Origin of the sequence: Parafrankia colletiae, assembly GCF_001854655.1 — a bacterium.
Classification (GTDB): domain Bacteria; phylum Actinomycetota; class Actinomycetes; order Frankiales; family Frankiaceae; genus Parafrankia; species Parafrankia colletiae.
Genome location: NZ_MBLM01000152.1, coordinates 1 through 16,904 on the forward strand (window position 1 = coordinate 1; position 16,904 = coordinate 16,904).

The 16,904-nt window shown below is 65.7% G+C and carries 16 protein-coding genes; 14 read left to right on the plus strand and 2 right to left on the minus strand.

Annotated features, from left to right (window positions below):
• Positions 1 to 953 precede the first annotated feature (953 nt).
• From CC117_RS26855 to CC117_RS26875, 6 genes are all read left to right on the plus strand, one after another.
• On the plus strand, positions 954 to 2,087 hold the full coding sequence (locus CC117_RS26855; RefSeq protein WP_241830459.1) for a hypothetical protein: 1,134 nt from the start codon (positions 954 to 956) through the stop codon (positions 2,085 to 2,087).
• Positions 2,088 to 2,483: 396 nt separating this feature from the next.
• On the plus strand, positions 2,484 to 3,545 hold the full coding sequence (locus CC117_RS26860; RefSeq protein ID WP_071088977.1) for a polysaccharide pyruvyl transferase family protein: 1,062 nt from the start codon (positions 2,484 to 2,486) through the stop codon (positions 3,543 to 3,545).
• On the plus strand, positions 3,542 to 4,645 hold the full coding sequence (locus CC117_RS26865) for a glycosyltransferase family 4 protein (RefSeq protein ID WP_071088979.1): 1,104 nt from the start codon (positions 3,542 to 3,544) through the stop codon (positions 4,643 to 4,645). Before CC117_RS26860 ends, CC117_RS26865 begins: the two co-directional genes overlap by 4 nt.
• Complete coding sequence (locus CC117_RS40695; RefSeq protein ID WP_407673597.1) at positions 4,542 to 4,757, plus strand: hypothetical protein; 216 nt, start codon at positions 4,542 to 4,544, stop codon at positions 4,755 to 4,757. Before CC117_RS26865 ends, CC117_RS40695 begins: the two co-directional genes overlap by 104 nt.
• Before the next feature lie 281 nt (positions 4,758 to 5,038).
• Positions 5,039 to 5,647: a hypothetical protein gene (locus CC117_RS26870; RefSeq protein ID WP_241830460.1), complete on the plus strand. Its 609-nt coding sequence runs from the start codon at positions 5,039 to 5,041 to the stop codon at positions 5,645 to 5,647.
• Positions 5,648 to 5,745: 98 nt separating this feature from the next.
• Positions 5,746 to 7,131, plus strand: coding sequence for an O-antigen ligase family protein (locus CC117_RS26875; protein ID WP_071088983.1), 1,386 nt, complete (start codon positions 5,746 to 5,748; stop codon positions 7,129 to 7,131).
• Positions 7,132 to 7,228: 97 nt separating this feature from the next.
• Here CC117_RS26875 and CC117_RS26880 read toward each other — a convergent pair whose 3' ends face one another.
• On the minus strand, positions 7,229 to 8,938 hold the full coding sequence (locus CC117_RS26880) for a lipopolysaccharide biosynthesis protein (RefSeq protein ID WP_256385417.1): 1,710 nt from the start codon (positions 8,936 to 8,938) through the stop codon (positions 7,229 to 7,231).
• Positions 8,939 to 9,258: 320 nt separating this feature from the next.
• Here CC117_RS26880 and CC117_RS26885 point away from each other — a divergent pair, with 320 nt between their 5' ends.
• The 8 genes from CC117_RS26885 to CC117_RS26920 all read left to right on the plus strand — a co-directional run bounded on the left by CC117_RS26885 (position 9,259) and on the right by CC117_RS26920 (position 16,261).
• Positions 9,259 to 10,599, plus strand: coding sequence for a glycosyltransferase family 4 protein (locus CC117_RS26885; protein WP_084132863.1), 1,341 nt, complete (start codon positions 9,259 to 9,261; stop codon positions 10,597 to 10,599).
• Entirely contained in the window at positions 10,596 to 11,495 is a 900-nt protein-coding gene (locus CC117_RS26890) for a glycosyltransferase (RefSeq protein WP_071088985.1), read from the plus strand. Before CC117_RS26885 ends, CC117_RS26890 begins: the two co-directional genes overlap by 4 nt.
• A complete protein-coding gene (locus tag CC117_RS26895; RefSeq protein WP_084132865.1) occupies positions 11,492 to 12,100 on the plus strand; it encodes an acyltransferase in 609 nt (202 codons plus the stop codon). Before CC117_RS26890 ends, CC117_RS26895 begins: the two co-directional genes overlap by 4 nt.
• On the plus strand, positions 12,097 to 13,080 hold the full coding sequence (locus tag CC117_RS26900) for a glycosyltransferase family 2 protein (protein WP_071088987.1): 984 nt from the start codon (positions 12,097 to 12,099) through the stop codon (positions 13,078 to 13,080). The genes CC117_RS26895 and CC117_RS26900 overlap by 4 nt, the downstream gene beginning before the upstream one ends.
• 238 nt (positions 13,081 to 13,318) lie before the next feature.
• The gene (locus tag CC117_RS26905; RefSeq protein WP_241830462.1) at positions 13,319 to 13,813 is read left to right on the plus strand and encodes an acyltransferase; all 495 of its coding nucleotides are present in this window, start codon (positions 13,319 to 13,321) and stop codon (positions 13,811 to 13,813) included.
• A gap of 311 nt (positions 13,814 to 14,124) precedes the next feature.
• The gene (locus CC117_RS26910) at positions 14,125 to 14,706 is read left to right on the plus strand and encodes a dTDP-4-dehydrorhamnose 3,5-epimerase family protein (RefSeq protein WP_071088991.1); all 582 of its coding nucleotides are present in this window, start codon (positions 14,125 to 14,127) and stop codon (positions 14,704 to 14,706) included.
• A complete protein-coding gene (gene rfbA, locus CC117_RS26915; protein WP_071088993.1) occupies positions 14,703 to 15,566 on the plus strand; it encodes a glucose-1-phosphate thymidylyltransferase RfbA in 864 nt (287 codons plus the stop codon). The genes CC117_RS26910 and rfbA overlap by 4 nt, the downstream gene beginning before the upstream one ends.
• A gap of 188 nt (positions 15,567 to 15,754) precedes the next feature.
• On the plus strand, positions 15,755 to 16,261 hold the full coding sequence (locus CC117_RS26920) for a YdcF family protein (protein WP_241830463.1): 507 nt from the start codon (positions 15,755 to 15,757) through the stop codon (positions 16,259 to 16,261).
• Between the two features lie 33 nt (positions 16,262 to 16,294).
• On the opposite strand, the gene CC117_RS26925 is transcribed toward CC117_RS26920, so the two are convergent.
• On the minus strand, positions 16,295 to 16,894 hold the full coding sequence (locus CC117_RS26925) for a YdcF family protein (protein WP_241830464.1): 600 nt from the start codon (positions 16,892 to 16,894) through the stop codon (positions 16,295 to 16,297).
• Positions 16,895 to 16,904: the final 10 nt, after the last annotated feature.

Below are 16,904 nucleotides of genomic sequence, written 5' to 3' on the forward strand. Positions count from 1 at the left end.
GGACCCTTGTGGGCCGCGTTCCGAATCCCTTGCGTCGTCGGCGTGAGCGTCATCATCGCGATGTGGTGCCGGCGCACGAACTCGTCGTAGGCGCCCGACAGCTTCACAGTATTCAGTGCGCTGGTGAACGCCTGCACTTCGGACAGGCTCAGGTCATAAATACTTCGACGGACAATCATGCGTTCCTTGCCTTCCCCCCATCAACGCGAAACCACGCGTTGACACAACTGCTGTCGACGGGTGTCGCCAACGCGACACCCAGAGTTCCCGGCGTTCGTCCGGCTCGAGAACCTGCGATTCGCGGTCTGGTTACGCTCTGTAATCAGCGACATGCCAGAGTGTGGTGCTGGTCGTAGCCAGCGGCCCCACGTCGCGGGCTCCCTCCCCCTGAGAACAGGCATGATTTAAGCACACACCTGGACGGGTTAGAACACATGTGGGGGCATGAGCTGAGCGGCAGGTTCCCATCACCTTCCGTGATCAACTGAGTGCAATTCCGCTTTGCGGTCGCGGTGCGCTGCTGCGGTGCTGCGGGTATTCGGCGGGCGGCGGCCAGGCCGTCCGTGCCCAGGTCGGGACCACGCCCGGGCCGACCACGTGGCGTTCGGACCCGGCAACGCAGACTTCTGTCTGGGGCGCTGTCGCAGGCATCCGGTCGTCATCCGGAATGTCCCGCACCCCGGCTTGTGCCCGGCAGGCGGACGGCATTCCTGGGAGGGCGACAGGCGACCGGATTTCTTTATGGCAACCGTCGGACGAGAATGCGGCCCCCTCCGCCCGCCGCCAGGTCACAGATGGTGCCGGGAGGCCTGGCGCGAAGCTTCGGTGACCAGCGCTGGAGGCCCCGCCGAGCGACTCCCGCCTCGGCGGCCGGCGCCGAGGCAATCCCGGTATGGGGGAGGCGTCGGGACGCCGCCTCGTTATGCTTGGCTCGGTCGTCAGGGGACCGCACTATGGTGATCGCACGTGGGGGGAAGATCATGAAGGTGACTGTGTCGTCATCGTCGGGGGACCTCGTCTCCCTGGCCGCGCGTGGTCTGAGCGGGGTGGAGGACATTTACTTTCGGTCCTCGCAGGCGGAGCTCGCCGAGACGGCGGACGCCGGCCTGACCGCGGCTCTGACTCTCGCTATGAGCCGCGGAGAACCTCTCGAAATCATGCAGCCGATCAGTCGGGTGCTTTCGGCCAGGGCCGACGACTATCAGGCACTGATATCCCGGTGGTATCCCCGCCTGAAGCCGGTGCAGGTCCTCGCGGCTACCCGGCAGCCGGCCCGGGCCGAGGGAAGTGAAACCTTCTGCTTCTTCTCCGGCGGCGTCGACAGCTTCTACACCCTCCTGCGCAACATCGACCGGGTGGACGCGGCGGTCTATGTCCACGGGTTCGATGTGAGCGTCGACGACACGGCGCTCCGGTCGCTCGTCGCTGGCAGCCTGCGCCGGACGATGAACGGGCTCGGCAAGGAGCTCATCGAGCTTGAGACGGATCTCCGTAGGATGTCGGACCCGCACGTCACCTGGCCGGCCTATGTCTCCTCGGGTCTGGCGACGGTGGCACACGTGCTGTCGCGGCGCTTCAACCGGGCTCTGATCGCGGGGACCCTGGCGTATCACGAGCTCCAGCCACTTGCCTCCCATCCGCTGACCGATCCGCTGCTGTCCGGCGATCAGGTCGCGATCGAACACCACGGGTGTGACGCCACCCGCCATGACAAGGTCGCCTTCATCGCCCGGCATCCGATGGTCCAGCAGAATCTTCGGGTCTGCTGGGAGAATCCGGACGGCGACTACAACTGCGGTCGGTGCGAGAAGTGCCTGCGGACCATGCTTGGTCTGGAGGCACTTGGCGTCCTCGACGAGTTCACATGCTTCCCGTCAGGCCTCGACATCGACGTCGTAAGGCAGATCGACCTGGCCGGCCGGGGTCCGCGGCACTGGGCGGTCGTGAACCTGAGGGAGCTTCGCCGGGCAAACCGTGACCCGAAGCTCGTGCGCGCCCTGGCCGAGGCCATCGCGCGCTCCGACGTCCGACGGGTGGGTCGGCTCGCTCGTCGGCAGGCTCGGCGCAACAGCGCCGTGTCGACGTGAGCGGATCAGCTCGCATCGCAGATCCGCCTGTGCCGCGGCCTGCGCGGGCTCGGGAGAACGGCAATGCGGAGGCCGTCCTGTGACCCAACCTCATCAACCTCGCCGCCGTGTTTTTTCTCGGCACTATCTCCTACGGAGGGCGTCGGTGTGATGTCGGTCAGCTGTATGGCTGCCGGAGGGGGCGGCACCCGATCGCGGTGATCGCAACGACATTCGGTGCTCCACACAGTGGTCATCCCGGAACCAACGCCTCCGACATCCCGGTCTCACGAGGCGCTCGCAGCGCCTCGGGTAGGCCCCGTACCGCATCGCAGGCACCCCGTCACCAGGGTGTGTCGCGGGCCCGTACTATTGGGCCCATCCTCAATCGACCATGACGCTGGGGGGACGTGAGTCATGCCAGAGGACGGGACGGGGGGACCGTATGCCTCGGAGTCAGCGGCTGAGCGTACTGGGTCCCTGATCGAACGACTGGCAACACAGACCGTGACGGCACTCGGTGAGCTTCTGCCACCGGGAACCACTTCGGTCGCGCTACTCGATTTTCCATACCACCGGAACTCCGGTGACTCCGCCATCTGGCTCGGTGTACGCCGGACCCTTGAGCGCCTCGGGGTCCGGGTCGCCTATGTGTCGGACACTGCACGTTATCGACCGGACCGGTTGCGGGAGGCGCTGCCGGTAGGGCCGATTCTGCTGCTCGGGGGAGGTAACTTCGGTGACCTGTGGCCAGGGCACCAGGAGTTACGAGTACAGGTTCTGCGTGATTTCCCGGATCGCACCGTCATCCAGCTTCCGCAGAGCATCGCATTTCGTGATGACAGGGCTCTGGACGAGGCTCGGCGGGTGACGGCGGAACATCCAGATTTCGTCTTCATGGTCCGTGAGCGGCGCAGCCTCGCCTTCGCCCAGGAGAACTTTGACGTCCGCGTGGTACTGGCCCCGGACTCGGCGTTCGCGAACGGGCCGCTGAGCCCGCCGCGCCCGGTACGGCCCGAGGGTGTTCTGTGTCTCGCCCGTGATGATGTCGAAGGAACTGGTCTCATCAACGGCGTCGTCGGCCCGGGGATTCGCCGAGCTGACTGGGTAATGCCTCGGGTTCCGGAGTTGCGGTGGAAGGCCGCGCGCGGGCTTCCGAAGGCCGAGCGTCATCTCCTCGGTCGGCATGGCGTCGCCTACCGCGCAGCGCGGCCCGCGCTGTACGCCGCCTACGAGTCCATGGCGAGGGTCAGCGTCGAGACTGCGACGGGCCTGCTCTGCACTGCACGCTACGTGGTGACGGACCGCCTGCACGCGCACGTCCTGTGCCTGCTGCTCGGAATTCGGCACACGGTGTTCGACAACAGCTACGGCAAGGTGGGCGGAACGTACGAGGCTTGGACCTCGGGCAGCGACATCGCCCGCTGGGCTACTTCAGCGGACGAGGCGCTGGCGCACTGCAGCCGGTACGCCTCATGAACCCGCTGACGATCCCGGGTGGGCCGGCTGGTGGGAGCGCGGAGGCGGAGCCGACGGTCGACGTCCTGTTGAGCCGGGCTCTCGACCCCTATGCCTGGGAGCGGAGGCACACCCGTGGTGAGGTGCCGGATGCCTGGCCCTACGGCCTGAACAGGCTGGCTGACCACGGTTTCAGAGTCACGGCCGCGGCGCCGAACGTGCGGCACTCCGCCCTGGGTGCCCGCGCTGCCCGCGCTGTCGGCGGATTCGAGTGGCTGGAGGTCGCCGCGCGCCCGGTCCGCCGCGACGCGGCGGCGGTCATGTGCTGGGACGAGCGAGCGGGCGTCCCAGCGGCGCTCCTGGCCAGGCGGCGCAGGCAGCAGGCTGTCGCAACTGGTGTCATCTGGCTGACCGATGCGGTCGGCCGGCCGCGGGGAGCACTGGCGATGGCTCCCAGCGCGCTGCGTTCAGCCCAGCTCGTCTGGGCGCTGTCGAGTGCTCAGATTCCTGTTCTCCGGGACGTCTTCGGCGTTCCGGAGCGCCAGCTCGGCCATCTGCCGTTCGGTGTCGACGCCGATTTCTTCCGCCCCGCGATCGTCGAGCCGGTACCTGGCCTCGTCGTCAGCATCGGCAACGACCGGCACCGCGACCACGAAACCCTKCTCCGGGCGGCTGCGGCGGCCGCGGCCAAAGTTCCGGATCTGTGCCTGGAGCTGGTGTCCGGTCGGGACGTCGAGGTCCCCGCCGAGTTCGGGGTACGCCGCCCGCGACTGGCGCATCCCGAACTGGTCGACCTCTACGGCCGTTCGTCGGTAGTGGTTGTGGCACTCAAGCCCAATCTCCATGTCAGTGGCATCAGCGTGGTGCTCGAGGCGATGTCTTCGGGTCGCCCGGTGATCGTCAGCGGCACTCCCGGCATGGACGACTACGTCAACCATGGCCGGACCGGGCTGCTGGTCCCGCCCGGCGATGTCGACGCACTCGCCACCGAGATGGCGGGCCTCCTCCTGGATCCCGATCGGTCCGCGGCGCTGGGGCGCGCCGGACGGGCAGCCGTCGAGGCGCTTTTCAACACCGATGCACAGGCGCGTCGGCTGGCTGATCTGCTTCGAGCCATGTGATCTGCTGCGCGGTCCAGATCCGAGCTTTCGGGCGAGACCTGGCTCGCGGTGTCCCATCATCGTGCAAGCCGCCGGCGGAGATCCCAATATCTGCGCGGAGCGATCAGTGTAGGTCCGTCGCCGGTCGAATGCCGGCGGCATGGGAGGGGAGAGAATGCTGACATGGACATAGCCCAAATCATACGGATTACGATTCGGCGCTGGTATGTCGCGCTAACGATCATAGCCATCGGCGCCCTGGTCGCTCTTACCGTCACCTCGGGTATCAAGCCGAGGTACTCGGCTTCCATCGACGCATTCGTCAACGCACCGCCGAGCACCACAACCAGATCCGCCGGGAGCCTGGAGAACTCTGGCGGAGTGGGGTTCGCCGGTTCGTTCGAAGAGCGGGCCATGGACTCCGACTCCTCGCGCCAGCAGATCCATGACAAGGGCCTCCTCCCTGGGTACACGGTCAAGTGGACCCGGGCGACGCTGGTGCTGACCATCGCCGTCACCGGCCCCGTTCAGGACCAGTCTCGGCGGACAGTCGAGGAAGTCGTGGCGATGGCCAACAGGCATCTCATCGCGCACCAGGTTACGAACAACGTCACGGAACGCGCCGCCCAGTTCACGATCCTCCCGGCCACCGACGGGGCCAACGTCTCGCCCGCCCTTTACCCCGGCCGGGGTCGCCAGCGGCTCATGATCGGTGCGATCTCGGTCATTGTCGCGGTGGGTCTCTCGATCGCGGTGGATGGCCTCGTCAGCGGTCGTCGTGGCCGGGGGCCAAAGAACCAGGAGCCGGGCGAGGGCTCCAACCCTGTCCGCTCCGCCGGGGACTTCCCGGACTATGGGCCCACCTCGCCTGGCTACCCGGCTGCCGCGACACGCGACGACGTCCAGCGGGAGAACAACAGCAGTGCCGTGATCAACGAGGACACGATGACCATCAACACGGCTGGTCGAGGCGGACCGTGGTCGGGCGTGCCTGGCACAGACCGAAGCGGCCGAATCCGGTGACGGGACCCGGCGGTGCACTTCCGTCGGAGGCGCGTCCGTTTGAAGCTGGATCCGTTTCCCGCTGGGTGGTTCTTCGGACGCGGGTTGCTGAGCTGCCGATGGTGGCGTGGCGGCCGGACGCCGTGAGCGTTCTGTCGCTGATTGCCTTCCTCGTGTTCGTCGTACCAGCACGAAACTCGCTACAATCGCTCGGCGCCGCCGGAAAGCCAATATTTCTGGCCGGAATCCTCGTACTTGCGGCGTGGGTCATGACACGTTTCCATCCAGCCCTGGTAAGGCGGGGACGCCAACCGCTCCGCATACTTCTCGTCATCTACATCTGCACGCTGCTTGCGGCATACGTTGCAGGTCAGAGCCGCGGCCTGGACGGTACGGAAGCGCGGGCACAGGACCGCGCGATTCTGGCTCTGCTGGCACTCGTGGGTATCGCGCTGGGCGCTGCGGACGGTATTCCGTCGAGGGAAAGACTTGAAGTACTCATCTCGCGGATCGTCACCTTCGGTGCAATCATGGCGAGCTTCGGCATTGCCCAGTACCTGACACATCGAGACTACAGCACGTACATAAAGCTCCCGGGCTTTGTGATGTGGACGCCGGCCCTGGAGGCGGTCTCCAGAGGCGGCGGCACGTCCCGGGTAGCGGCGACGGCCTCCCACTACATCGAGTTCGGCGTAGTCATGGCGAWGGTGGTGCCCCTCGCGTTGTACCGGACCCTCAACGCACCGACGCGCGGCGCTCGGCAGCGCTCCGCGTGCGCGTTGCTGCTGGTTGCGGTGGYGGCGCCCATGTCGGTGTCCCGGACGGCCATCATCGCACTCGCCTGCGTCCTGCTCGTTCAGTCGGCGGTGTGGACCTGGCGCCGTAGACTTAATATCTTCGGAATGTTCCTCCTCGGTACGGCGGCATTCGGTGTCGTGGTTCCCGGCGTGTTGGGTACGTTGCGAAGTCTCTTCGTCAACTACGAGGACGACCCCAGCTACCAGGGGCGTATCGCCGACTATGCRATCGCGCAGCAGTTCATCAGTGAACGGCCATGGCTCGGACGGGGTCCCGGAACGTTCTTTCCCGCGAAGTACTTCTTCCTTGACAACCAGTATATGGGCACGATCCTCACCTCCGGATACATCGGCCTCGCGGCACTGCTCCTCGTCATTCTTGGCGGGATGGTCATGGCCTTCATGGTTGCGAGGAATGCGGCCGACCCGGTGACCCGGGAACTTGCTCAGGCCCTCGCGGCAATGATCGTCGCTGCTGCAGTCACCTCGTACACGTTTGACTCGCTGTCCTTCCCGGGGTTTGCTGGTTTCTTCTATCTCATGCTCGGTATCGTCGGGGCGCTGTGGCGGCTCGAGCGGCGGGACAGAAGGGATGCGCCGGGAGAGATCTCCTGKCGAGAACGCCTGGGGCGGACCACTGAAGGAGCCCGGCCCACCTCGCCTGCCGAGGCCGGTCCGGGGGACAGAACACCCGCGGGGATCCTGTAGCTATTCTTCGTACTCCTTATCGGCGGGCGGCGATATCCCAGGCTTCTGCGCCGCCCGCCATAATGCGCCGGGTCTGGAGTGCTCTTCCGGCCAGCTGTCAGGATGACTTTCTTCGCCTCCGCCGCCACGGGAACGCCGAGGTTCTCCTGCCATCCGCCAGGTCACCCTTCTCGAGAGGCAACAACGGCTCCAGCCCGAGCGGGTCGGGTGACAATTGGTCCGTCCTGGAGGCCTTGGCATTCGGGAAGGTCAGAAAGACCGTTTTCTCCTCGTCCTGCTGGTACTTCAGCAGGACGGTCGTCTCTTCCTGGCCTGGCCGGAGGGTCTCGGCCTCTGTGGCCGCCCGGGGCCGGGGCTGCTCCGCGTCGCCAGACCCCTTGTTTCCCAGCACCCCGCGCACCCGCCTTCGCCAGGACGGAACTGCGAGGACGACGGCGACGTATGCGGTCGCACCCGCGGAGCCCGCCACGACAAGCTCGGCGAACGGAGCGAGCGTGAAAGCGTTGCGGACACCCAGGGTCACCGCGGCGAGAACCACGCTGGCCAGCGCCGCCGGTGTGATCGACAGGACAACGTCGAAGAGGCGGACAGGGCTTCCGTGGGTGGCGCTGAGCAGCATGGGGATCGCGGTCACGACCGAAGCGATGCTGACGGCCCAGGCGACGCCCACCGGCCCCCAGGGAAGACCGGCGAAAAACGAGGCGACAGTGAGCGGGCGGGTAACCACCGACAATCTGAGCATCTGATCGGCGCGGCCCCGGGAGACCCACAGCCAGATCGCGGTCGAACTGATCGCCTGTGCAAAGCCTGCAATCGCGAGAACCTGGAAGATCGGTACGACGCCATCCCAGGCGGGGCCCATGAGGCCGGTCACGAAGACGTCGGCCAGGAGCGCCATCAACACGACCAGCGGAAGCGCCAGCAAGGAGACGGTGAAAACCGCGGCCCGATAATAGGAACGGTACCGGGCGGGCTGGTCGGACAGCCGGGACAGGGTCGGGATCGCGACCATGTTGACAGGCTGGTTCACCTGTTGCAGCGGAAGCAGTAGAAGCGCATATGCACGGGAGTAGTAACCGAGTGCCGCCGGGCCGCTGAAACGGCCGACCAGCACGTTGTCGGCATTGCGACTGACGTACCCGAGCAGGTCGGACGCTGCGACGCTTCCGCCGAAGCGCAGCATGGGACCAAGGCCTTCCGCCTTCGCCGGCCTGCTCGGTCGCCAGTCGCAGGCCGACCAGACCAGCGCAGCCCGCGCGAGCGCTCCGGAGACCGGCATGAGCGCCAGCGCCCAGTACCCGGCACCCAACGCTGCCAATGTGATCGCCACACCTATACTGGTGGTGCGGCCGATCACATCCCGGGCAGCGACGGAGCCGAACTTCATCTGTCGTTGCAGCAGTGCCTGATGCTGCACCAGCGCACCGGATATCAGGTACGACGGCGCGACGACGAGCGCGATACCGACCAGCTCGTCGTGCCCGTAGAAGAGCGCGACCAATGGGCTGGCGGCCGCCAGGATGACACCGAGACTCAGGCCCACCACGACGTTGATCCAGAATAACGCGCTGACCTGCCGGTGGGTCACGACCCTGCGTTGGATCACGGCCTGCGACAGACCGAGGTCGGTCAGTTGGTCGGCCAGCGCGGAGATGGCGAGGACCATGCCGACGAGGCCGTAGGAATCCGGCGTCAACAGCCGGGCCAGAATGATTGTCGAACCGAATTGGGTGAACAGGCGCCACACCTGGGCGGTGGCGGTGGCTGCCGCACCTCTCCTGGACCGGCGCGCGAGTCCCTGCTCCACCGATGGCGCGTCGAGCCATCGCTGGCGTCTTTCGCCCACCGATGCTGGGCGCTCGGACCGCCTTGCACCCTCCGTTGGGTCGGCAAGGTTTACCACCGAAGATCTAGCCTCCCCCGTTAAGGCATGGTCAGCGGCACTTTACCCGGCTGGGCTGATCGATCTCACCGGCTGGCCATCCCAGAATCTCGCCGGCTGGCCATCCCAAGTTCCCCGAGGGCTGCTCAGCCCGAACCCCATCTGCTCTAGTATGTCCGTAGGGGGTGACGTGTCCAGTCTCGGTACCTCGCAGTAGGCTTCACTCGTCAGTTTTGGGGGGATTCGTGACGTTGCGTAATCGTGTTCTCATCATCGTGCAGAACCTGCCAGTGCCTCTTGACCGTCGAGTCTGGCTGGAATRCCGGGCGTTGACGGAAGCCGGTTACCAGGTGCGGGTGATCTGCCCCAAAGGCCCGGGTGACCCGGACTATCAGCTGCTCGATGGCGTGCACATCTACAAATATGAGCCCGTAGYCGCCGACTCGGGGGTGGTCTCCTACCTTCGAGAATTCTTCGTGTGCTGGCTCCGTACCGCACGTCTGGCGCGTCGTGTGTATCGAGAGCAAGGCTTCGATATTATTCAGGCCTGCAACCCTCCGGACACGTACGCTCTGCTCGCCCTGCTCTACCGGCGGCGTGGTGTCCGATTCGTTTATGATCAACACGATCTTTGCCCCGAAGTTTACCAGTCCCRCTTCGAGCGTCCCTCGCGGATCCTCCTGTCGGGACTGTACGCACTGGAAAAGATCACCTATCGGACTGCACACCATGTGATCTCCACTAACGACTCGTATCGCAGTATCGCGATGCGTCGGGGCGGCCGAAGCCTTGAGGACACAACAGTCGTGCGCAGTGGGCCGGACACGGATCGCATGCTGCCCGGGCAGGAGTACCCGGAGCTGCGGAAAGGTCGCAGATTCCTGCTCTGCTACCTCGGGGTGATGGGTCCGCAGGACGGTGTCGATAACGCGATCCACGCACTGGATGAGCTGGTGAACAAGCGTGGCCGTAGTGACGTGCATCTCGCGCTTCTCGGTTTCGGTGACTGCTATGACGAGCTGCGAGCGCTGGCGACGGAACTGAATCTCGACGAGTACGTCACTTTCACGGGACGGGCTGATCATGAGATGATCAGCCAGTATCTGTCGACCGCGGACGTCGGAGTCGGGCCTGATCCACTCAATCCCCTCAACAACGTCTCGACCATGAACAAGACCATGGAATACATGGCGTACGGGCTGCCGGTGGTGACCTTCGATCTTGCCGAGACCCGTGTGTCGGCTGGCGAGGCGGCCGAGTACGTTCCGCCCGGGGATGTTCCTGCTTTCGCAGACGCGATCGAGCGTCTACTCGAGGATCCGGGTCGCCGGGCGGAGCTGTCCGAGTGGGGACGGAAGCGGGCCGTCGAGATCTTGGACTGGCGTCTGCAGGTACCAGGCTATGTCGCGGTGTTCGACCAGCTGAGTGGTCGGGAGGGTGCGGCCGTGTGGCCGGCCGATGAGGTCGCGGCGTTAGGGGCGGTGCCCATCGCCTCCGCGGAGCGTCAGCCGGTTGATGACCAGCAGGTGTTCGCGGGTGACGATCCGGGTCATGACGGCGATCAGCTCACGTCGGCGGCGGGATGACTCCGCAGCCGGCAGGCCTGTCGGATGYGCTGGTCTCCTCGGACACCCTCGCCAGCGTCGTCGTGCCGGCCCACAATGAGGAGGCCGTCATCGGGCGATGCCTCAAGTCGCTCACGGCCGACCTGCCAGCGGGGGCGCTGGAGGTCGTCGTCGTCTGCAACGGGTGCACCGACCGCACCGCGGAGATCGCTCGGACGTTCGGGGTCCGAGTGGTCGAAAGTGGCCAGGCGAACAAGTCCGCCGCCTTGAACCTGGGCGATGCGGCCGTGGCTGCGTTCCCGCGGTTCTATCTCGATGCGGACATCGAAGTGACGGGTCTGGCCCTCCAGGAAGTGGCCGAGTTTCTCCGTGCGGGTGATGCCCTGGCCGCCGCTCCGCGGCTGCGCCCATGCATGACCCAGGTGCCGCGCCCGGTCCGAGATTATTACCGCATATGGATGCGGCTGCCCTACGTCGTCAACGGGCACGTGGGCTCCGGAGTCATCGGCCTCAGTGAGGCCGGACGGAGGCGGTTCGACCGCTTTCCGGCGATTATCGCTGATGATCTCTTCCTCTACCGGCTGTTCGCACCGGGGGAACGAGCCACTGTGGACTCGGTCCATTTTACGGTTTTTCCCGCCCGTACGACCCGGGACTTCATCCGACGCAAGATTCGGGTGTACGCCGGCAACCTCGAGATCCGCCGCCTCGGCCAGCTGCCCGCTGCGGCTGCTGGGAGCGAGGCCTCCTGGCTGTCGGTGATCGTCGCGGACCCCCGGCTGCTCACGGCAGCACCCGCCTACTTCGTCATCTCGACAGTTGCCAAGCTGCTGGGCATGCGGAAGGTCCGGCGGGGCGACCTCCGCAGCTGGGAGCGAGACGACAGCAGCCGGACCGTCTTCCAGGAGAATGCGTGACCAAGATTATCGGATTTGTTCGCTCGCTGCTGAACATTCGCGCACTGCTGCATTCCCTCCGTATCGTTCATTTCTACAACTACGCGCATGTCCAGCAGATCCGCAAGGCCGCCGTCGGAAAAGGCGTCCGTCTCGCRCCGAATGTATCGATCCGAAACGGTGAGCGGGTCGAGATCAAGAATTTCGCTCACATCGGTGAACGCGCTTCGCTGTGGGCCGGTGATCGCAGCGGACGGATCGAGATCGGCGAGCATTCGTTGATCGGTCCTGGCACCTTCATGACGGCGGCCAACTACGAAACCCTTCCCGATATCGTGATCGACAGCCAGCCCAAGCGGGAGGCTGACATCATCGTGGGGAAGGACGTCTGGATCGGCGCGAACTCGGTCGTCCTGCCGGGCGTGACGATCGGGGACAGCACGATCGTCGGGGCCGGCTCAGTCGTGACGAAGTCCCTGCCCCCGGGTATGCTGGCGGCTGGCGTGCCGGCGAAGGTCATCGGTAGGCGGGGTGAGTCCGCGCAGGGTGGAGCCGGGCGGGGTGGAGCCGGGCAGTCCGAGGGATCCGCCGAACACGGCACCCCCCGATCCGCAGGTCAGCCATGACGGTCGAGGTGTCGATACTCGTCGTCTCGTACAACACCGCGGACCTGACAGTGCGGTGTCTTGAGTCCGCCGTCGCCACGTCGATCGGGGTGTCGACCGAGATCATCGTGGTCGACAACGCCTCCACTGACGGTTCGGCCGCGGTGATCCGTGACAGGTTCCCAGGAGTCGACCTGGTCGAGCAGGATGTGAACCTCGGCTTCGGCCGGGCGGTGAACCTTGCCGCGTTCCGGGCAAAGGGCGAGTACCTGCTCCTCCTCAATCCTGACGCGGTAGTTCTAGACAACGCGGTAGCGGAGATACTCGACTTCGCGCGCCGTCGGCCCAACGGCGGTGTCTACGGCGGGCGGACGCTGCGGCCGGACGGAACCGTCGATCCCAGCTCTTGCTGGGGAGCCCCCTCCCTGTGGAGCTTCGCCTGCTTCGGCCTGGGCCTGTCGACTTTGTTCCGGAGGTCGAGGCTGTTCGATCCCGAGTCGCTCGGGCGCTGGCCGCGGGATACGGTGCGCGAGGTCGGTGTCGTGACGGGCTGTCTGCTGTTGGTGAGACGTGATCTGTTTGAACGTCTCGGCGGCTTCGACCCCCGTTTTTTCATGTACGGCGAGGACACGGATCTGTCGATGCGTGTCCGGTCGGCGGGCTATCGGCCAGTGGTGACGCCCGCTGCGGCGATCGTGCACCATGTCGGAGCCTCGTCGTCAGGCTGGGCGAACAAGCACGTGCTCGTCCTTCGAGGAAAGACCACTCTGGTGCGGAAGCACTGGAGTGGTTGGYGCCGTCAGTTCTGCCTGGCGATGATCATCCTTGGCGTCACGGTGCGCGCCCTTCTGGATCTGATCGCCGAACGGCGCGGCCCGACTTCACGCAGGAGYGACTGGCGGGCGGTGTGGAAGCGTCGTCGTGACTGGTGGTCTGGCTACCCCGAGTACGTTCCGCTTCCGACTGGCCTCGAGCACCATGGGCCCGGCTCCCGCGTCTGATCTACCCCGGCCCGCGCAACGGTCGGGCCCATCGAAACGCCGTTCCATCATTCGCAGCGGTTCCACGACCGATACAAGGAAAAGAAAGACCATGAGTAGCTCGTTACCCGAACGGTCCCTCGATATCTGGCGCAAGGCTCGCGGCCGCGCCTTCACTCGTTTTCTTGCGCCCTCCTTCGGCGCCTTCGGGACGCGGACCAGCATCGAGCCCCCGTTCCGTGTGCATGGCTCTCGCTGGATGGTGGTCGGCGACGGCGTATTCGTCGGACCAGGGTCGTGGTTCCAGGTCATCGAGCCGCCGAGTGGGGACGGTCAGCCGGTCATCCGCATCGGAGCAGGCTCCTCCTTCGTCGGATGGTGCACCTTGTCCGCCGCATGCGGGATCTCGATCGGGGAWCGGGTGATGTTCGCACGCGGAGTCTATGTGGCGGATCACGATCATGCTTACCAGCAGGTTGGCGTAGCCATCCGCGATCAGGGCAACCATGGACTCGCTCCCGTGACGATCGGTGACGGTGCCTGGTTGGGGCAGAACTGCGTGATCACTGCCGGAACCAGGATCGGCCGCGGTGCCGCTGTCGGCGCGAACAGCGTCGTCAAGGGCGATGTGCCGGACTACAGTCTCGCGGTGGGAGCGCCCGCGCGAATAGTCCGGAACTGGGATCCTGAGCGGCACTCGGTGCCGAGCCCGCTGGCCTCCTCGGTGGWTGAGGTCCGCCGTCCGTCAAGGTGAAGCGGTCACTTCGGTGATCCGGGTGAGATCGGCTCCCGCTGCTCCTTGCTCCGTGACCATTCGCCGCGGGTGTGCCGGCCCGTGCGCGGCGTGTTCGCGTGGGTCTTCCGGTAGTGGCCGGTACTGTGGGGACGCCCATGGTCGTCCCCACTATTGAGAGACGAGTGTGTCGCGGATGGGGTACCCCCGGCGGGCAGGATAAGGGCCCGGTCGTGGAGTCGGTGGCCCATCGGCGCTCGGGCTGTCGAGTGGTGGAAAGAGCTGCCGGGTTCCCCGGAGGCCGGCCAGACAACGCAAGGGGGAGATCATTCGTGGCCGCTCTGGCTACTACTCAGATCAGCGGGATGGAGACGAAGATCCCCGGCCTGAGGGTTTTCGACGTCACATCGGTCGAGGATGAGCGCGGCTGGTTCCAGGAGAAATTTCACTACGCAAAGCTCGTCGACGCTGGAATGCCAAAGGAATTCAGCATCGTGCAGAACAGCCTGTCGTACAACAAGAAGGCGGGCGTCACCCGGGGATTTCACGCGGAACCGTGGGACAAGTACATCTCCGTGGTCAAGGGGAKCGTCTTCTGTGCCTATGTCGACCTGCGGGCGGGTGAGCAGTTCGGAACGGTYGTCACCGTGGAGYTCGACGGGGGGCRGTCCGTATTCCTCCCCCGCGGAGTCGCGAACTCCTACCAGACGCTCGAGGACGACACTTATTATCTGTACAGCGTCAACGAGCACTGGAGCGTCGAGCGGTACGAGAGCTATGTCTTCCTGAACCTCGCTGATCCGGACGTGGGTGTCGCGTGGCCGATCTCGCTCGACAAGGCGGTGATCTCGGATCGGGACCGGGGGCACCCATCGCTAGCCTCGGTCGAGCCCCTGGAGGTAGACCCTTCATGAAGGGAATCGTCCTCGCCGGTGGAACCGGAACGCGTCTCTACCCGATCACCCGTGCTGTCTCGAAGCAACTGATGCCGGTGTACGACAAGCCGATGATCTACTACCCGCTCTCCACCCTGATGGCAGCGGGAATCCGCGAGATTCTGATCATCACAACACCGGCCGATCAGGCGCAGTTCCAGCGGCTTCTCGGTGACGGTGCGGGGTTCGGCTGTTCCTTCGATTACGCTGTCCAGGACGAGCCGCGTGGCCTCGCGGACGCATTCCGGGTCGGTCGGGACTTCATCGGGCGGGAAAAGGTCTGCCTTATTCTCGGCGACAACATCTTCTACGGTGTCGGGCTCGGTGACCAGCTCAAGCGCTACACTGACCCCGACGGCGGCGTTGTCTTCGCTTACCACGTTTCCGATCCTGAGCGGTATGGTGTCGTAGAGTTTGACGGCGACAATCGGGCCGTATCCATCGAGGAAAAGCCGGAGAAGCCGAAGTCCAGTTACGCCGTGACCGGACTGTACTTCTATGACAATGATGTCGCCGAAATTGCATCGGCAATGGTGCCCAGCGCGCGCGGCGAGTTGGAGATAACCGCCGTCAACCAGGCGTACCTCGATCGAGGCCATCTCAGTGTCCATCTGCTCGACCGCGGCACGGCCTGGCTGGATACCGGTACTTTCAACTCTCTGATGCAGGCAGGCCAGTTCGTTCAGGTCATCGAGGAGCGGCAGGGCCTGAAGATCGGATGCCTCGAAGAAGTTGCCTGGCGGGAGGGTTTCATTGATGACGGGCAGCTTGAGCGGCTCCTGGAACCCCTCGCGAAGAGCGGTTATGGAGCCTATCTGCGCCACTTGCTCGACGGTTAGCGCTGGGCACGACGGCGCTGCCAGCAGTCGGCCGCACCTGCCCGATCTCGGAGGAGGCGCATGAGTTCCCGCCTCTTCGGTGAGAGAGGGCACATACTGCACCGCTCCGACCGCCGCTGTTCGTCGCTACCGTCACTCCTGTGATCATCCACGTATCCGACAAGCWACGGCGGTGGTCGTGGCGGCGGGTGTCCGGCTACGGTGTCCTCGCTGTCGTACTGCTCTTCACAGCGTTGACAGTGCGCATGATCGTGCTGCCCAAGATCGACCGGCCTCGTCCGGTGGACGCGATCTTCATGCTCGGCGGGCCGGGTGACCGGAAAGCCAAGGCCTTCGAGCTCGCCCGCGCCGGATTCGCCCCTGTCCTCGTCATTTCCAACCCGAACGCGCGCCGCTGCCCCGATGCGGCCGAGGTCGGTCGGGACATCGAGATCATCTGCTTCCGGCCGGACCCCTCGACCACCCAGGGCGAGGCCCGGGAAGCAGCGCGTCTGGCCAGGCTCCGCGGGTGGGATTCCATGCTGTTCGTCACCGACCGCTCCCAGGACAGCCGGGCGCGTCTGCGCATCGAGCGCTGCTACGACGGTGAGGTGCTCGTGGACGTCGTCGAGACCCCCCTGCGTGACTGGCCGTACCTGTTCGCCTATCAGACAGCGGCCACCGTCAAGGCGCTCGTCTGGCAGCGGGACTGCTGAGTCGGGCCCACCGCAGGTGCCGTGACCGCAAGGTCAGCACTCCCGCTGGACGACGAGGGCCTTGCCCATCGCGGCCCACTCGTAGGCGATCATGTACGGCCACATGAGCCGGGGCGGCGGCACCGGGCTCATCAGGACCTGCCCGGGGTAGCAGCGCGCGAGGCGCAGCCGCGCACGGGTTGTCTGGCTCGTCGAGGTGATCACCAGGACGGACCTCCAGCCGTAACGGGCGGCCGCGGCGGCCGTCCAGCGCGACTCACCCTGGGTGGTGAGGGGATCCGGCGCGAAGCAGATCACCTCCACACCCGGGATCGGCGGGGGGCAGGGGTCGTCCACCGTGGGCACGGAGACGGCGAGTGTCGGTGCATAACCGGCCGCGGCGAGCGCGACGGCGTGCTCGAGGCGGCCGGGACTCCCGGCGAACATCACGATGGCGTCCACCGGCGCCGGCTCGTCTCGCCGTGGGAAGACGAACAGCCGGCCGGTCGCGCCCAGGAACAACAGGCTGGTGACCCCGAGCGCCACGGCCACGATGGTGCGCCGCCGCCGTCCGGCGCTCCCACCGGGCCTCGTGCCGGTGGCGGGGCGCGGCGAGGCGGAGCCTTCGTAGGCGCGTTCGACCGGCGCTGACATCCGGACCCCG